This window comes from Intrasporangium sp. Soil_C_50, from assembly GCF_057656595.1.
In genome coordinates, this window is the sequence record NZ_JBDGKB010000002.1 from 209,956 (window position 1) to 225,186 (window position 15,231).

15 protein-coding genes are annotated in these 15,231 nt (G+C 73.2%); 10 read left to right on the top strand and 5 right to left on the bottom strand.

Annotation, left to right across the window (positions count from 1 at the left end; genetic code table 11):
• Nucleotides 1-34 precede the first annotated feature (34 nt).
• Nucleotides 35-1,543, top strand: coding sequence for a glutamate-cysteine ligase family protein (locus tag AC3A5R_RS08475; protein WP_487620307.1), 1,509 nt, complete (start codon nucleotides 35-37; stop codon nucleotides 1,541-1,543).
• Nucleotides 1,544-1,582: 39 nt separating this feature from the next.
• On the opposite strand, the gene AC3A5R_RS08480 is transcribed toward AC3A5R_RS08475, so the two are convergent.
• Nucleotides 1,583-2,212, bottom strand: a complete 630-nt coding sequence (locus AC3A5R_RS08480) for a histidine phosphatase family protein (protein WP_487620308.1) — start codon at nucleotides 2,210-2,212, stop codon at nucleotides 1,583-1,585.
• Nucleotides 2,213-2,249: 37 nt separating this feature from the next.
• Between AC3A5R_RS08480 and AC3A5R_RS08485 the strand changes: the two genes are divergently transcribed.
• Nucleotides 2,250-3,116 (top strand): PhzF family phenazine biosynthesis protein, encoded by an 867-nt coding sequence (locus AC3A5R_RS08485; RefSeq protein WP_487620309.1) that lies wholly within the window; start codon nucleotides 2,250-2,252, stop codon nucleotides 3,114-3,116.
• A gap of 1 nt (nucleotide 3,117) precedes the next feature.
• The gene (locus AC3A5R_RS08490; RefSeq protein ID WP_487620310.1) at nucleotides 3,118-3,657 is read left to right on the top strand and encodes a DUF1697 domain-containing protein; all 540 of its coding nucleotides are present in this window, start codon (nucleotides 3,118-3,120) and stop codon (nucleotides 3,655-3,657) included.
• Nucleotides 3,658-3,681: 24 nt separating this feature from the next.
• On the opposite strand, the gene AC3A5R_RS08495 is transcribed toward AC3A5R_RS08490, so the two are convergent.
• Both AC3A5R_RS08495 and AC3A5R_RS08500 read right to left on the bottom strand, forming a co-directional pair.
• Entirely contained in the window at nucleotides 3,682-4,524 is an 843-nt protein-coding gene (locus tag AC3A5R_RS08495) for a TrmH family RNA methyltransferase (protein WP_487620311.1), read from the bottom strand.
• A gap of 4 nt (nucleotides 4,525-4,528) precedes the next feature.
• Nucleotides 4,529-5,005, bottom strand: coding sequence for an NUDIX hydrolase (locus AC3A5R_RS08500; RefSeq protein WP_487620312.1), 477 nt, complete (start codon nucleotides 5,003-5,005; stop codon nucleotides 4,529-4,531).
• A gap of 84 nt (nucleotides 5,006-5,089) precedes the next feature.
• Between AC3A5R_RS08500 and AC3A5R_RS08505 the strand changes: the two genes are divergently transcribed.
• From AC3A5R_RS08505 to AC3A5R_RS08520, 4 genes are all read left to right on the top strand, one after another.
• Complete coding sequence (locus AC3A5R_RS08505; protein ID WP_487620313.1) at nucleotides 5,090-6,277, top strand: LLM class flavin-dependent oxidoreductase; 1,188 nt, start codon at nucleotides 5,090-5,092, stop codon at nucleotides 6,275-6,277.
• A complete protein-coding gene (locus AC3A5R_RS08510) occupies nucleotides 6,274-6,900 on the top strand; it encodes a CE1759 family FMN reductase (protein ID WP_487620314.1) in 627 nt (208 codons plus the stop codon). The genes AC3A5R_RS08505 and AC3A5R_RS08510 overlap by 4 nt, the downstream gene beginning before the upstream one ends.
• Before the next feature lie 67 nt (nucleotides 6,901-6,967).
• Nucleotides 6,968-8,266, top strand: coding sequence for an APC family permease (locus tag AC3A5R_RS08515; RefSeq protein WP_487620315.1), 1,299 nt, complete (start codon nucleotides 6,968-6,970; stop codon nucleotides 8,264-8,266).
• A gap of 82 nt (nucleotides 8,267-8,348) precedes the next feature.
• A complete protein-coding gene (locus AC3A5R_RS08520; protein WP_487620316.1) occupies nucleotides 8,349-9,539 on the top strand; it encodes a WXG100 family type VII secretion target in 1,191 nt (396 codons plus the stop codon).
• A 30-nt stretch (nucleotides 9,540-9,569) separates the two neighbouring features.
• On the opposite strand, the gene lhgO is transcribed toward AC3A5R_RS08520, so the two are convergent.
• Nucleotides 9,570-10,793 (bottom strand): L-2-hydroxyglutarate oxidase, encoded by a 1,224-nt coding sequence (gene lhgO, locus AC3A5R_RS08525; protein WP_487620317.1) that lies wholly within the window; start codon nucleotides 10,791-10,793, stop codon nucleotides 9,570-9,572.
• Entirely contained in the window at nucleotides 10,790-11,194 is a 405-nt protein-coding gene (locus AC3A5R_RS08530; protein WP_487620318.1) for a GNAT family N-acetyltransferase, read from the bottom strand. The genes lhgO and AC3A5R_RS08530 overlap by 4 nt, the downstream gene beginning before the upstream one ends.
• A gap of 25 nt (nucleotides 11,195-11,219) precedes the next feature.
• Between AC3A5R_RS08530 and AC3A5R_RS08535 the strand changes: the two genes are divergently transcribed.
• The 3 genes from AC3A5R_RS08535 to AC3A5R_RS08545 all read left to right on the top strand — a co-directional run bounded on the left by AC3A5R_RS08535 (nucleotide 11,220) and on the right by AC3A5R_RS08545 (nucleotide 15,114).
• On the top strand, nucleotides 11,220-11,840 hold the full coding sequence (locus AC3A5R_RS08535; RefSeq protein ID WP_487620319.1) for an L-threonylcarbamoyladenylate synthase: 621 nt from the start codon (nucleotides 11,220-11,222) through the stop codon (nucleotides 11,838-11,840).
• Between the two features lie 82 nt (nucleotides 11,841-11,922).
• Entirely contained in the window at nucleotides 11,923-13,854 is a 1,932-nt protein-coding gene (locus tag AC3A5R_RS08540) for an alpha-amylase family protein (RefSeq protein ID WP_487620320.1), read from the top strand.
• Nucleotides 13,855-13,926: 72 nt separating this feature from the next.
• Nucleotides 13,927-15,114 (top strand): Fic family protein, encoded by a 1,188-nt coding sequence (locus tag AC3A5R_RS08545; protein WP_487620321.1) that lies wholly within the window; start codon nucleotides 13,927-13,929, stop codon nucleotides 15,112-15,114.
• Nucleotides 15,115-15,231: the final 117 nt, after the last annotated feature.

Consider the following 15,231-nt stretch of genomic DNA (forward strand, 5'->3'; position numbering starts at 1 on the left):
CACCCCGGCCCGATTGCTCGCGTCGGGCTCCCACATGTGGTTGTCTCGCTTCGTGGGAGCCGACGTCGAGCAGGCCAGGTACACCCGGGAACAGCGACAGCAGTACCGGGAGAAGGTCCGGCGTGACCTCGACGTGTTCGAACGCATGCTCGGCAAGAGCGAGTTCGAGTTCGACCGACCCATGACGGGCCTCGAGATCGAGCTCAACCTCGTGTCGGAGGACCTCGGCCCGAAGCTCGACAACAAGACGGTCCTCGAGCAGATCGCCGACGAGAACTTCCAGACCGAGCTCGCCCGCTACAACATCGAGCTCAACGTCCACCCGCGCCCGCTGCCCGGCGACTCGGCGCTCGAGCTCGAGAAGGACCTGCGCGAGTCGCTCAACCAGGCCTCGGCCCGGGCCGCCGACCTCGGCGTCGGCATCGTGGCCATCGGCATCCTGCCGACGATCATGTCTGAGCACTTCGAGGGCGACTGGATCAGCGAGAACATCCGCTACGCCGCGCTCAACAACGCCGTCCTCGACGCGCGGGGCGAGGACGTGTGGCTCGAGCTCGAGGGGCCGACCGGCGAGCGGATCGCGCGGTACTCCGACAGCCTCGCGCCCGAGTCGGCGTGCACGTCGATCCAGCTGCACGTGCAGGTGCAGCCCGAACGGTTCGCCGACCACTGGAACGCCGCCCAGGTGCTCGCCGGCCCGCAGCTGGCGGTCGGTGCCAACTCCCCGTTCTTCCTCGGGCAGCGCCTCTGGGCCGAGACCCGCATCCCGCTGTTCACCCAGTCGACCGACACGCGCTCGGTCGAGCTGAAGAACCAGGGCGTCCGGCCCCGGGTCTGGTTCGGGGAGCGGTGGATCACCTCGATCTTCGACCTGTTCGAGGAGAACGTGCGCTACTTCCCGGCGCTGCTGCCGGAGATCTCCGAGGAGCAGCCCGAGGACGTCTTCGAGCGCGGCGAGGTGCCCGAGCTCAAGGAGCTGCGGCTGCACAACGGAACCGTGTACCGGTGGAACCGGCCGATCTACGACATCGTCGGCGGCCGCCCGCACCTGCGCGTCGAGAACCGGGTGCTGCCGGCCGGCCCGAGCATCGCCGACGTCCTCGCCAACGCCGCGTTCTACTACGGCACCCTCCGCGTCCTCGCCGAGGAGGACCGCCCGGTCTGGACGCGGATGAGCTTCTCCGCGGCGGAGGCGAACTTCGAGGAGGGCGCGCGGCTCGGCATCGACGCCCGCTCGTACTGGCCCGGCTTCGGTGAGGTGCCGACGACCGAGCTGGTGCTGCGCCGCCTGCTGCCGATGGCGCACGAGGGCCTCGAGCGGTGGGGCGTGTCCTCGGCGGTGCGGGACCGCTACCTGACGATGATCGAGCAACGCTGCCTCACCGGCGTCAACGGCGCCTCGTGGCAGACCGAGTGCGTCGCGCGGCTCGAGGCCCGCGGCCTGACGCGCGACAAGGCGCTGCGCGAGATGCTCGGGCACTACATCGAGGGGATGATGGCCAACGAGCCCGTCCACACGTGGGAGCTGCCGTCGGCGCCATGAGGCGTCCTAAGGGGTACTGACGCGTCGGGACCCTTCGGGTCAGGCGTCCTTGAGCAGGCGCCAGGGCGAGAGGTTGAACGAGCCGATGCACCGTGTGGAGCGGTGGTGCGTCAGCACGCTCATCGACCCGGCGTCGAGGACCAGCTGCTGGCCGAAGCGCGGGTCGACGCCGAGGTAGGTGGCCGTGAGGACGCGCAGCGCGTGCCCGTGCCCGAAGAGGGCGACGTTGCCGTCCTGCAGGGCGGGCCACACCTTCTCGATGACCTGCTGGGCGCGTTCGGCCACCTGCTCGATCGTCTCGCCGGGGGTGACGCCGGGCTTGACGCCGTCGACGAAGACCTCCCACGGGTGGCCGATGTCAGCACTGATCTGCTTCGTCGTGACTCCCTCGTAGGCGCCGTAGTCCCACTCGCGCAGCAGCGGTTCGACCTCGAAGTCGCCGAGGCCGGCGAGCTCGGCCGTGCGCCTGGCCCGCTGGAGCGGCGAGACGAGCACCCGTGCGAAGGTGCGGGGCCGCAGGATGTCGGCCAGCTCGCGCGCCGCCGCCTCGCCCTCGGGCAGGAGCGGGAGGTCGGTGGTGCCGGTGTGCTGGCCGGTGAGCGACCACTCGGTCTCGCCGTGCCGGAACAGGTAGATGTCGCCGGGGACGACGCCGTCGCGCTGGGCCATGGCGCCATCCTCGCACCCGCTCGGGCAGACTCGCCCCATGGACCTGTCCTTCGAGCTGCTCAACGTCTTCGCCGTCGAGGGCGACCCGTTCTCCGGCAACCCGCTGTGCGTGCTCACCGGCGCCGCCGACCTGCCCGATGCGTCCATGCAGCGGTGGGCACGACAGTTCAACCTCAGCGAGACGACATTCGTCACCGGGCACGACGGCGCGGGTGAGGCGTCGGTGCGGATCTTCACGCCCGGGCACGAGATGCCGTTCGCGGGGCACCCGACGCTCGGCACCGCCGAGGTCGTCGCCGGGCTCGTCTCATCCGCGGGTGCCGCGGCTCCTGAGCAGGTCCACCTGACGATGCCCGCGGGACGCATCCCGGTGCACCGTGTGGCGGGTGGCTGGCGCCTCGACGCCCCTTCCGCCCGCGCGCGCCCGGTCGCCGCGAGCGCCGCCGACCTCGCCCGCACCCTGGGGCTGGCCGAGGACGCCGTGGCCGACGCGTCGTGGGTCGATGCGGGCGTCGAGCAGCTCGTCGTGCGCCTGCGCGGACCCGAGGACGTCCGGGCCTGCGTCGCCGACCCTCGCCTCATGGCGCAGCACATGACCTCACCCGGCCGGCCGCCGCACGTCTACGTGTGGGCCTGGACCGGTCCGGCGTCCATCGAGGCCCGCCTCTTCTTCACCCAGGACGCCTCGGTCGTCGAGGACCCGGCCACCGGGTCGGCCTGCGCCAACCTCGGCGGCTGGCTGGCCGAGCAGGGCCATCGCGAGGCCGTCATCGAGGTGCGCCAAGGGGCCGCCGTCGGCCGGCCGTCACGCCTGGTGCTCGAGCTCGACGCCGAGGGCCGGGTGCACGTGGGCGGACGCGTCGAGCGGGTAGGGTCGGGCGTGCTGGCGGGGGAGCGGGGCTGACATGGGCGTCTACATCGGCTTCCTCCGCGCCGTCAACGTCGGCAAGCGGCAGGTGCGCATGGAGCGGCTGCGGAACGTGCTGTCCGACAACGGGTTCCGCGACGTCGAGACCCACATCCAGAGCGGCAACGTCAAGGTCACCTCTTCGATGCGCAGCGCCGCCAAGGTCGAGGTCGAGCTGCGCCGCCTGATCAGCGAGGCCTTCGGCTTCGACGTGCCGGTGGTCGTGCGCACCCCCGCCCAGCTGCGCCGGCTCGCCGACGACGCGGAGGCGCTCACCTCACCCATCGCCTCGGACGCGCGACGCTACGTCACCTTCATGACCGGCGACCTGGCACCCGACGGCGTCGAGGCGCTGCACGCCTGGGACGTGCCCACCGAGGCCGCGCGGGTCGTCGGCGGCGACATCGTGCTGTTCCTGTCCGACGGCGTGCAGGGCTCGAAGCTGACGAACGCCCGCATCGAGAAGCTGACGGGCGCGGTCGGCACGGCGCGCAACATCACCGTCGTGCGCGCCCTCGCCGACAAGTGGTGCGGCTGACGGGTGCCCGCTGTCGGGCGACGGTCAGAGACGCGAGCGCCGGACGAGCTCGAAGCAGACCACGGCGGCCGCCGCCGACACGTTGAGCGACTCGACGCCCGAGGCCATCGGGATCGACACCCACGTGTCGACGAGGCGCGCGACCTCGGGCGAGAGCCCGGCCGTCTCGCTGCCGAGGACGAACGCCACCGGCTCGCGAAGGTGCGCGGCGAACAGGTCGTCGTCGCCCGATGCGTCGAGGCCGACGACGTGGAAGCCGCGCGCCTTGAGGGCGCTGACGGCCTCCTCGGCGGTCGCCGTCTTGAGGATGGGCGCCTTGAACGCGACCCCCGCCGACGCCTTGACGACGAGCGGGTCGAGCGAGGCGACGCCACGCCGCGGGACGACCACGCCGCCGACTCCGGCGGCCGTGGCCGAGCGCAGGATCATGCCGACGTTGGCCGGGGTCGTGATGCCGTCGAGGACGAGAACCGAGCCGAGCGCCGAGTCGTCGGCGTCGTCGGCGTCGAACGCGTCGAGGGCCGCGTCGAGCGGGCGCATCCGGGGCGCCACGACGTCGGCGAGGACGCCCTGGTCCTGTCGGCCGTTGCCGGCGAGCTTCTTGACGCGGTCGGCGCTGGCCCGCTGGACCGGGACGCCGCGGCGCCTGGCGGCCTGCTCGATCTCCCGGATGCCGGCACCCCGGACGCCTTCGGCGACGACGACCTTGTCGACGTGCAGGGTGTCGTCGAGGAGCACCTCGTGCACGGGGTTGCGCCCGTAGACGGTGATGAAGCGGTCCTTCGGCGAGACGGGCTCGGACCCGTGGCCGGGAGTGCTCGGACGATCGGTGCGCGGGCGGGTGATGCGGCGGTCCTGCGGGGTCACCGCGTCAGGATGTCACAGCGAGGTCGAGGAGCCGGACGTGCTCGGGGCGCAGCCGCAGACGAGCATCGTCGAGCGTCAGCAGCTCGGCCCGCAGCACCTCGCTGCCGTCGGGCACCGGTACGGCGTCGTCGGGCAGCACGCCCGCGAGCACGACCTCGATGCGCGGTCCGCGCCGGGCGCCGGGCACGGGGCGCACCCGCAGGACCCGAACCTCCTCGAGGCGCAGTCCGGTCTCCTCCCGGACCTCGCGGGCCAGACCCTGCTCCCACGTCTCGCCGACCTCGGCCCAGCCGGACGGCAGCCCCCACGGGTTGCCCATCCAGTACCGGTGCTCCTGCACGAGGACCCGGCCGTCGCGTGTCGTCACGGCGCCGGTGAGCCCGACGAGGAAGGTGTCGTGGCGCCAGCGCAGCAGCCGCCACTGCCACCGGCCCCCGATCCGGCGCCACACCGTGCGGGCAAGGGCGTGGACCGGCGACATGGCCCCAGCCTTTCACGCCGGGAATGGGTCAAGGGGTCCCTGCGTTAGAGTGGTTGAATTCTCAACAATCAAGGAGTGGGAGCCATGCAGTTCGGGATCTTCACCGTCGGCGACGTCACGACCGACCCGACGACGGGTCGCACGCCGACCGAGCACGAGCGGATCAAGGCCACCGTCGCCATCGCGAAGAAGGCCGAGGAGGTCGGTCTCGACGTCTTCGCCACCGGACAGCACCACAACCCGCCGTTCGTGGCGCCGGGCAACCCGCCGGTGCTGCTCGCGAGCATCGCGGCGCAGACCGAGCGGATCATCCTGTCGACCTCGACGACCCTCATCACGACGACCGACCCGGTGCGCATCGCCGAGGACTACGCGATGCTCCAGCACCTGTCCGACGGCCGGGTGGACCTCATGATGGGCCGGGGCAACACCGGCCCGGTGTACCCGTGGTTCGGCAAGGACATCCGCGAGGGCATCGAGCTCGCCATCGAGAGCTACGCCCTGCTGCACCGGCTGTGGCGCGAGGACGTCGTCGACTGGCAGGGCAAGCACCGGACGCCGCTGCAGGGCTTCACCTCGACGCCCCGCCCGCTCGACGGCGTCGCACCGTTCGTGTGGCACGGCTCGATCCGCAGCCCCGAGATCGCCGAGCAGGCCGCGTACTACGGCGACGGCTTCTTCTCCAACCACATCTTCTGGCCGGCCAGCCACACGGCCCAGATGGTGCAGCTGTACCGCCGCCGCTTCGAGCACTACGGCCACGGCAGCGCCGACCAGGCCATCGTCGGCCTCGGCGGCCAGGTGTTCATGCGCAAGAACAGCCAGGACGCGGTCCGCGAGTTCCGCCCGTACTTCGACAACGCGCCGGTGTACGGCCACGGCCCCTCGCTCGAGGACTTCACGACCCAGACGCCGCTGACCGTCGGCAGCCCGCAGGAGGTCATCGAGCGCACCCTCGGGTTCCGTGACTACGTCGGCGACTACCAGCGCCAGCTGTGGCTCATGGACCACGCCGGCCTGCCGCTCAAGACGGTCCTCGAGCAGCTCGACATCCTCGGCGAGGAGGTCGTGCCCGTGCTGCGCAAGGAGTTTGCCGCCCTCAAGCCGGCGCACGTGCCCGACGCCCCGACGCACCCCAGCCTCGTCGCCGCCGCCGGGGGCGCCCACGACGCGACGGTGTACGCGGCCGCCGACGACGTCACCGGGGCCTCGCCCGAGGCCGGCACCCGCACCACCCGGACCGCCCAGGACACCGCGGAGGTGACCCGATGACCGCGAACCTGCACCAGCCGCTCCACCTCGCCGTCGTCACGGCCGGCCTGACCCAGCCGTCCTCGACGCGCCTGCTCGCCGACCGCCTCACCGACGCCCTCGTGGCGGCCCTCGCGCCCCGCGACGTCGTCGTCGAGGTCGTCGAGGTCCGTGACGTCGCGCACGAGCTGACCGACAACGTCCTCACCGGCTTCGCCGCCCCCGAGCTGCAGTCCCGGCTCGACGCGATCGCCGGGGCCGACGCCGTCATCGTGGCGACACCGGTCTACGCGGCCTCGTACAGCGGCCTGTTCAAGATGCTCGTCGACGTGCTGCCCAAGGACGCCCTGCGCGACACCCCGGTGCTGCTCGGCGCCACGGGTGGCACGGCCCGGCACTCGCTGGCCATCGACCACGCGCTGCGACCGCTCTTCGCCCACCTCGGCGCGCTCGTCGCCCCGGTCGCCGTCTTCGCGGCGTCCGAGGACTGGGGCAGCGTCGAGGCCGGGCGGCTCGGTGAGCGCATCACGCGCGCGGGGTCGGCGTTCGCCGGCCTCCTCACCGGAGCGCCGCGCCGCGAGCGCGTCGACCCGTTCGAGGACGTGACGCCGTTCGCCGCGCTCCTCGACGGCCTCAGCGCCTGAGACACCCAACGCCCACCCGCAAGCCCGATCAGGTGCTGCGGGTGGGCGAACGGGCAGACTCGGGCCCGTGACCACCACCCCCACCGGTTCGGACGCCCCCGCCCTCGCCCGGCGCCTCACCACCTCCGACGCGACGCTCATCGGCGTCGGCTCGATGGTCGGCGCGGGCCTGTTCACGGCGTTCTCGCCGGCCGCCGCGTCGGCCGGCTCGTGGCTGCTGCTCGCCCTCCTGGTCGCCGCCGTCGTCGCGTTCTGCAACGCGGCGTCCTCGGCGCAGCTCGCCGCCCAGTACCCGAGATCGGGCGGCACCTACGTCTACGGCCGCGAGCGTCTCGGTCCGTGGTGGGGTTTCGTCGCGGGCTGGGGCTTCGTCATCGGCAAGACGGCCAGCTGCGCTGCCATGGCGCTCGCGGTGGCCGTCCACCTGGTCCCCGAACCCTGGCAGCGGCCGGTGGCAGCGGGCGTCGTGGCGGCGATCGTGGCCGTCAACTGCCGGGGCATCACGCGGACTGCCGCTCTGACGCGTGCTCTGGTCACGCTCGTCCTGACGTTGCTCGCCGTCGTCCTGGTCGCCTGCACCGTGCTGCTGTGGGGGAAGGCGCCCCTCGACGGCGGGGTCGTGACACCGGGCTCGGGAGGTGTCGGGGGAGTCCTGCAAGGTGCGGCCCTGCTCTTCTTCGCCTTCGCGGGCTACGCACGAGTGGCGACGATGGGGGAGGAGGTGGTGGACCCGGGCCGGACGATCCCGCGTGCGATCATGCTCAGCTTCGCCATCGTGGTGCCGCTCTACGCGGTCACCGGCGCCCTCCTGCTGCACGGCCTGGGCCCCTCCGGCACGACCGCGTCCCAGGCACCGTTGCGGGCGCTCGCCCGTGTGGCGCAGGGCCAGGGACCAGACGGCTGGCTGCAGTGGGTCGTGTCGGCGGCAGCGGTCGTCGCGGCACTCGGGGCACTGCTCGCGCTCGTCGCCGGCGTCGGGCGCACGACCCTGGCGATGGCGCGTGAGGGCGACCTGCCGCGGGCGCTCGCGGCCATCCACCCCCGCTACGCCGTCCCGCACGTCGCCGAGGTCGCTCTCGGCGTCGTCGTCGTGGCGCTCGTGCTGCTCACCGACCTGCGCGGCGTCATCGGGTTCTCCTCCTTCGGCGTCCTGACCTACTACGCCGTGGCCAACGCCTCGGCCCTGACCCAGGCACCCGAGCGCCGGCGGTACCCGCGGACGATCGCCGTGGTGGGGCTCGTCGGGTGCCTCGTGCTCGCTTGGGCCGTACCGCTCGCGTCGCTCGTCGGCGGGGCCGCCGTGCTCGCGGTCGGCCTGCTCGGCCGGCTCGTCGTCGTCCGAGTCCGGCGCTCGCGACACGCCTGACGCCGTGCACCGGGGACCTCTCCCCATGGACTGCGGGCCCGGCGCGCCCTAGCGTGGCCGCACCGTCGTCAGGAGGTGTGCCGTGCTCTACCGCAAGGGTGCCGACCCCGTCGTGCTCGACCGCGTCGCCGGCGAGCTCGCCCGCTGTGCGCGCGATGTCGACACCGTGCGGGCCGACGCCTCCCGGGCCGTCACCGCGATCGGGCAGGCGTGGGGCGGCCCCGACGCCGACCGTGCCGCCGACGACTGGCGCCGGGCGTCCGCGCACCTCACGGTCCTCGGGACGCGCCTCGACGACCTTGCCTCCCGCCTCCGTGAGAACGCGCGAGCCCAACGCGGTGCGAGCGACGCCGCCGGTGCCGGAAGGGCGCCCGTGCTGTCATGGCCCTTGGGTGGCGGTGGCGTCCCGAGCTTCCCCTTCGCGCCCAGCCCGGGCGGGAGCGAACCCTACAAGCCACTGGCCGACCAGACCCGTGGCACCGAGCCGCAGCCGATCGACCTCGAGCTGGCACACCTCGCGCAGGGCGTCTACGACGGCGAGGGGACCGACCGCTTCACGCCCGTCGCCGGCGACGACCTGCGGGCGCTGGGCGTCGACCCGTCGCGGCTCACCGGCCCGGGCGGCTTCCAGGCCCAGGTGTACCGCGACGCCGACGGCGGCTACGTCCTCGCCTTCGCCGGCACCGACCCGACGAGCGTCAGCGACTGGGCCACCAACGTCCAGCAGGGCACCGGGCAGCTGAGCGCGCAGCACCTGCAGGCGATCCGCCTCGCCCAGGACCTCGGGACGGCGGTCGGCCCCGACCACCTCGTCCTCACCGGACACTCGCTCGGCGGCGGACTGGCCAGCACCGCGGCTGCCGCCACCGGTGACCCTGCCGTCACCTTCAACGCGGCCGGCGTCCACCCCAACACCCTGCTCACGGCAGCAGCGCTCGGCGGCAACCACCTCGGCGTCGCCGACGACCAGGTCCGCAACTACCACGTGCGCGGCGAGCTGCTGACGACGCTCCAGAACCCGCTCGGGTCCTTCGTCGACCACGTCCCCTTCGGCATCGGCGACAACGCCCTCGCGCCCGATGCCCTCGGCACCCAGATCGCCCTGAACCCCGCCGAGGGGCCGCACGTGTCGGTGTCGGGCTGGGCGGCGCTCAGCCCCGTGGTCGGTGCCATCGACGTCGCGACCGACCTCGGCGGCTGGTCGGTGCACGAGCACCAGGCACCCTCGGTCATCGACGCCATGGAGGCGAGCACGTACTTCGGCAAGCAGTGACGCGTCGGCGACCACGGGGTGCGCTGCGGCTCAGGCGAGCTCGAGCCGCTCGACCACGAGGTCGGCGATGGCCAGCGATGCCGTGGCCGCGGGGGAGGGCGCGTTGCGGATGCAGAACACGGCGCCGACGCGGCTGAAGCGGAAGTCCTCGACGAGCGAGCCGTCGCCGTCCATCGCCTGGGCCCGGACACCGGCCGGCGCAGGGAGCACATCGGTCCGGCGCAGCTCGGGCACATAGCGACGGACGCGGCCCACGTACGTGCGCCGGCTCAACGAGCCGGCCACCTCGTGCAGCCCGGTGCGCACGTTGGCCCGGGCGAAGCGGCGGAACCCGGCCGAGGCCACCAGCTCCCGCAGCTGCGACGCGTCGACGTCTCCGCGCCGGTAGCCCTCGCGGGCCGTGGCCAGCACCGCGTTGGGCCCGAGCAGCACCTCGCCGTCGGTTCGTCGGGTCAGGTGCACGCCGAGGAACGGGTAACGCGGGTCGGGCACCGGGTAGACGAGCCCCCGCACCAGGTGGCGCGCCTCGGGCCGCAGCCGCAGGTACTCGCCACGGAACGGCACGATGCGCGGCTCCGGTCCGTCGCCGGCGCGCGCGGCGAGCCGGTCGGCCCCGAGCCCGGCGGCGAGGACGACGACGTCGGCGGTGACCCCGCGTCCGTCGGCCGCGGTGAGCCGCACCGGTCCGGCGTCCCGGCGCCGCACGTCGACGACCTCGAAGCCGGTGAGCACCTGCGCGCCCGCGTCCGACGCGTCGGAGAGGAACGACCGCGCGACGGCGCCGAAGTCGGTGACGGCGGTCGTCGGTGACAGGAGCGCAGCCCGGCCGGTGACGTGCGGCTCGACATCTCGAAGTCCGTCCGGACCGAGTCGCTGCAGGCCGGGCACGCCGTTGGCGCTGGCCCGGCGCTCGAGCTCGCGCAGGCGCGTCTCCTCCTCCGCATCGAGCGCCACCACGACCTTGCCCAGCTCGTCGTAGGGCAGGCCGCGCTCGCGGCAGTACGCCGAGAGCCGCCGCACGCCCTCCCGCGACAGGCGCGCCTTGTCCGAGCCGGGCGCGTAGTAGACGCCGGCGTGGACGACGCCGCTGTTGTGGCCGGTCTGGTGCGTGCCGGGCTCGGCCTCCTTCTCGAGCACCGTCACCTCGGGCACCGTCCCACCCGGGCCGGGCCGGGTGAGGCGACGCGCCACCGCGGCACCGACGATGCCGGCGCCCACGACGACCACGCGGGTGCGTGCCGCCCCGGCGGTCACGCGCCCTGCTCGACGGCGTCGACATCCGCCTGCGTGGCCGGCACGACGTGCTCCGAGTACGGCTCCGCGTGGCGAGCCACCCAGACGCGGATGTACGGGCACAGCGCGACGACGACGCGCCCGGACGCGATCGTCGCGTCGAGGGCGGTGCGGGCCAGGCGGCTCGCCAGCCCGTGGCCCTCGGCCTCCGGGCGCACCTCGGTGTGGAAGAAGACGACCCGGTCGGGGTGGCCGTCGGTGCCGGGCACGACGACGTACTGGGCGATGCCGACGACGCGGTCGGCCTCGCGCACCTCCCAGCGACCGGCGTCCGGTGCGTCGACGACGGTGAACGGGTCGGTGTTCGGGTCCGACTTCGGGTCGGTGGCGCCGTCCTCGGGCCGGCTCGCAGGCTCGCTCATCGCCCCAGCATGGCAGGGTGGCCCCATGGCGAAGTACTTCGACGTCCACCCGGTGGACCCCCAGCCGCGCGCGATCCGCCAGGCCGTGCAGGTGCTGCGCGACGGTGGCCTCGTCGCGTACCCGACCGACTCGTGCTTCGCCCTCGGCTGCACGCTCGACAACCCCGAGGGCAAGGAGCGGATCCTGCGCATCCGTCACCTCGACGACAAGCACCACTTCACGCTCGTGTGCGCCGACTTCGCCCAGCTGGGCCAGTTCGTGCACCTCGACAACGCCGTCTTCAGGGCCGTCAAGGCCGCCACCCCGGGCCCCTACACGTTCATCCTCCCCGCCACCAGGGAGGTGCCGCGCCGCCTCCTGCACCCCAAGAAGAAGACCGTCGGCGTGCGCATCCCGGAGCACCCCGTCGTCCGCGAGCTGCTCCGCGAGCTCGGCGAGCCGATCCTGTCCAGCACCCTGCTGCTGCCCGAGGACGAGGAGCCGATGACCGAGGGCTGGGCCATCAAGGACCGCCTCGACCACGTCGTCGACGCCGTCATCGACTCGGGGGAGTGCGGCCTCGAGCCGACAACGGTCGTCGACTGGTCCGAGGGCTACCCCGAGGTGACGCGCGTCGGCGCCGGGGACCCGTCGCCGTTCGAGTGAGCCGACGCGTGCCGGACGCGCGCCGGACGCGCCGGCGAGTGACCCACTGTCGCAACGCCCTCCGTTGGGGTTCAATCGCCCCATGAGCCACGCGCCGACGAAGGAGTCGATGACGGCACTGCTCGCGGGGCTCGACCCCGCCGAGCGGGAGACGATCCGGCTGCGCCTCGACCGTTTCACCGACGACCTCGTCACGGCGCTCGCGACCCTCTACCCGGAGCACGACGTGTCGGCGCTCGCGCTGCGCCTCATCGACCGCGCTGTCACGGGCTTCCGTGAGCGCGACCCCGAGCTGCGCCGCCTCGACCAGAGGCGCCTCCTGCGCCCCGACTGGCTCCAGCAGCCCGACATGTTCGGGTACGCCTGCTACACCGAGCGGTTCGCCGAGGACCTGCAGGGCGTGACGGGGCACCTGGACTACCTGCGCGACCTCGGCGTCACCTACCTGCACCTCATGCCGCTGCTGCTGCCGCGCGACGGCGACAACGACGGCGGCTACGCCGTGGCCGACTACCGACGCGTCCGGCCCGACCTCGGCGACGTCGAGGACCTGCGGGCCCTGACCCGTGCCCTGCGCACCGAGGGCATCTCGCTCGTGCTCGACCTGGTGCTCAACCACGTGGCCCGCGAGCACAAGTGGGCCCGACGGGCCCGGGCGGGGGAGTCGCGCTACCGCGACTACTTCCACGTCTACCCCGACCGCGTCATGCCCGACGCCTACGAGCGGTCCCTGCCCGAGGTCTTCCCCGACTTTGCGCCCGGCAACTTCACCTGGGACGACGAGCTCGGTGGCTGGGTGTGGACGACGTTCAACGAGTGGCAGTGGGACGTCGACTGGTCCAACCCCGACGTCCTCGTGGAGTACGCCGAGATCGTCCTCCACCTGGCCAACCTCGGCGTCGAGGTGCTGCGGCTCGACGCCATCGCCTTCACGTGGAAGCGGCTCGGCACCAACTGCCAGAACCAGCCCGAGGTGCACGCCGTGGCCCAGGCCCTGCGCGCCGTCGCGCGCATCGCGTGCCCCGCCCTCGCCTTCAAGGCCGAGGCCATCGTCGGCCCGCGCGACCTCGTCCAGTACCTCGGCCTCGGTGCCCACGCCGGACGCGTCAGCGACCTCGCGTACCACAACAGCCTCATGGTGCAGGTGTGGTCGATGCTCGCGACCGGGAGCACGCACCTGGCCCGGGTGGCGCTCTCGTCGCTGCCGCCGACCCCGCCGAGCGGAACGTGGATCTGCTACGTGCGCTGCCACGACGACATCGGCTGGGCCATCGACGACGAGGACGCCGCGCGCGCGGGCCTCGACGGCTTCGCCCACCGCCGCTTCCTGTCCGACTGGTACGCCGGCGAGTTCCCGGGCTCGTGGGCGCGCGGCCTTGTCTTCCAGGCCAATCCCACCACCGGCGACAAGCGGATCTCGGGCACGGCCGCGGCCCTGACGGGGCTGCAGGCCGGTGAGGAGGCCGGCGACCGCGACGGGCGCGACCTCGGCCTCGCACGGCTGTTCCTGGCGCACGCCCTCGTCGCGGGCTGGGGCGGGATCCCGGTCGTGTGGAGCGGTGACGAGCTCGGCCTGCCCAACGACCCGCTGTGGGACCTCGAGCCGGGTCACGAGGACGACAACCGGTGGGCTCACCGTGAGCGCCTCGACTGGGACCTCGCCGCCCGTCGGGCCGACCTGGCCACCGACCCGGGCAAGGCGTTCCAGGGCCTGCGCCACCTCGCGCGCGTGCGCGCCTCCCTGCCCCAGCTGCACGCGTCGGCCCCCGTGCGCGTCGTCGCCGACAGCGACGACGGCGTCCTCGTCGTCGTGCGCTCGCACCCGAGCGGGCCGATGGTCGGCGTCTACAACGTGACCCCGACGTGGCGCACCGTGGCCGTCCGGCACCTGCACGAGGCGGGGATCGCCCAGCCCGTCGATGCTCTCGGCGGTCACCCGGTCTCCGGCGGACCCGATGGCGTGGCGGCCCTCAGCCCGTACGCCGCATGGTGGGTCGTCGACGGCTCGGCCTGAGTCGTCTGCCGGGACCGGGCTGCGGCCCTTGGTAAAGGTTGTGGGATAACCTTTACCAAGGAGGTGGTGCGCATGGCGGTCAGCTGGCCCGCACTCGGTCGCCGCACGGTCCCCTGGCAGCCCGTCGAAGGTCTGCTCGACCTCTCACGTCGGGCCCTGCGTTCGACACCGCGCACCTACGACGCCGCCCTCGTGCCGGCCGTCGTCGACGCGTCGCTCGTGCTGCCCGGCGACCTCGCCGCCGACCTCGACGAGGCCACCCGGCTGCTTGCGGCGTTCGATGCCGGGGGAGCGGGGGAGATCGCGCCGTTCGCGTCTGTCCTGCTGCGTTCGGAGAGCGCGGCCAGCTCGCAGATCGAGAACCTCACGTCGTCGGCCCGGGCGCTCGCCGAGGCCGAGATCGGCGAGGGCAGCCGCGCCAACGCCTCGCTCATCCTCGGCAACGTCCGCACGATGCAGGCGGCCCTCGACCTCGCGGGTCGGCTCGACGAGTCGGCCATCCTCGCGATGCACCGGGCCCTCATGGCCCAGCAGGTGCGGCACGCGGCGGGGGAGTGGCGCACCGAGCAGGTGTGGGTCGGCGGCTCGCCCCTGCACCCGGGTCAGGCCGCGTACGTCCCTCCGGTGGCGGCCGACGTGCCGGGCCTCGTCGCCGACCTCGTCGCCTTCATGGACCGCGACGACCTCCCACCACTGGCCCAGGCGGCGCTCGCGCACGCGCAGTTCGAGACGATCCACCCGTTCACCGACGGCAACGGCCGCACCGGGCGGGCGCTGCTGCACTCGGTGCTCCTGCACACCGGGGCTGTCCACCGGGTCACGGTGCCGATCTCGGCGGGCCTGCTCGCAGTGCGCGACGACTACTTCGCGGCCCTGACCGCCTACCGCGCCGGCGACGCCGAGCCGATCCTGCGTTGCGTGGCGGGCGCCGCCCGCAGCGGGGCGCACATCGGTCAGCGGCTCGTCGGCACCCTCCGAGGCATCCGCGCCGAGTGGGACGAGCGACTCACGGCCCGTGGCGGATCCGCCGCTCGCGCAGCGCTCGACCTGCTCCTCCGACAGCCCGTCGTCACCGCGCGTGTCGTGGCTCGCGAGCTCGGTGTCACCGCCCCCACCGCCCAGACGGCGATCCAGCGACTCGTGGCCGACGGCGTCGTCGTCGAGTCCACCGGCCACCGTCGCAACCGGGTCTACCGGGCGCCCGACGTCCTGCGAGCGCTCGACGAGTACGCCGCCGGCTTGGGGCGTAGAGTTGGCTGATCGAATCCCATTGTAGCGCAATGTGATTCGCCCATAATCGACATTATGCAATGGGTCGCTCCGACGTCGCCGGACCGTGCGCGGCCGATCGTACGGTCCGGTGCCGTCGCGACACTT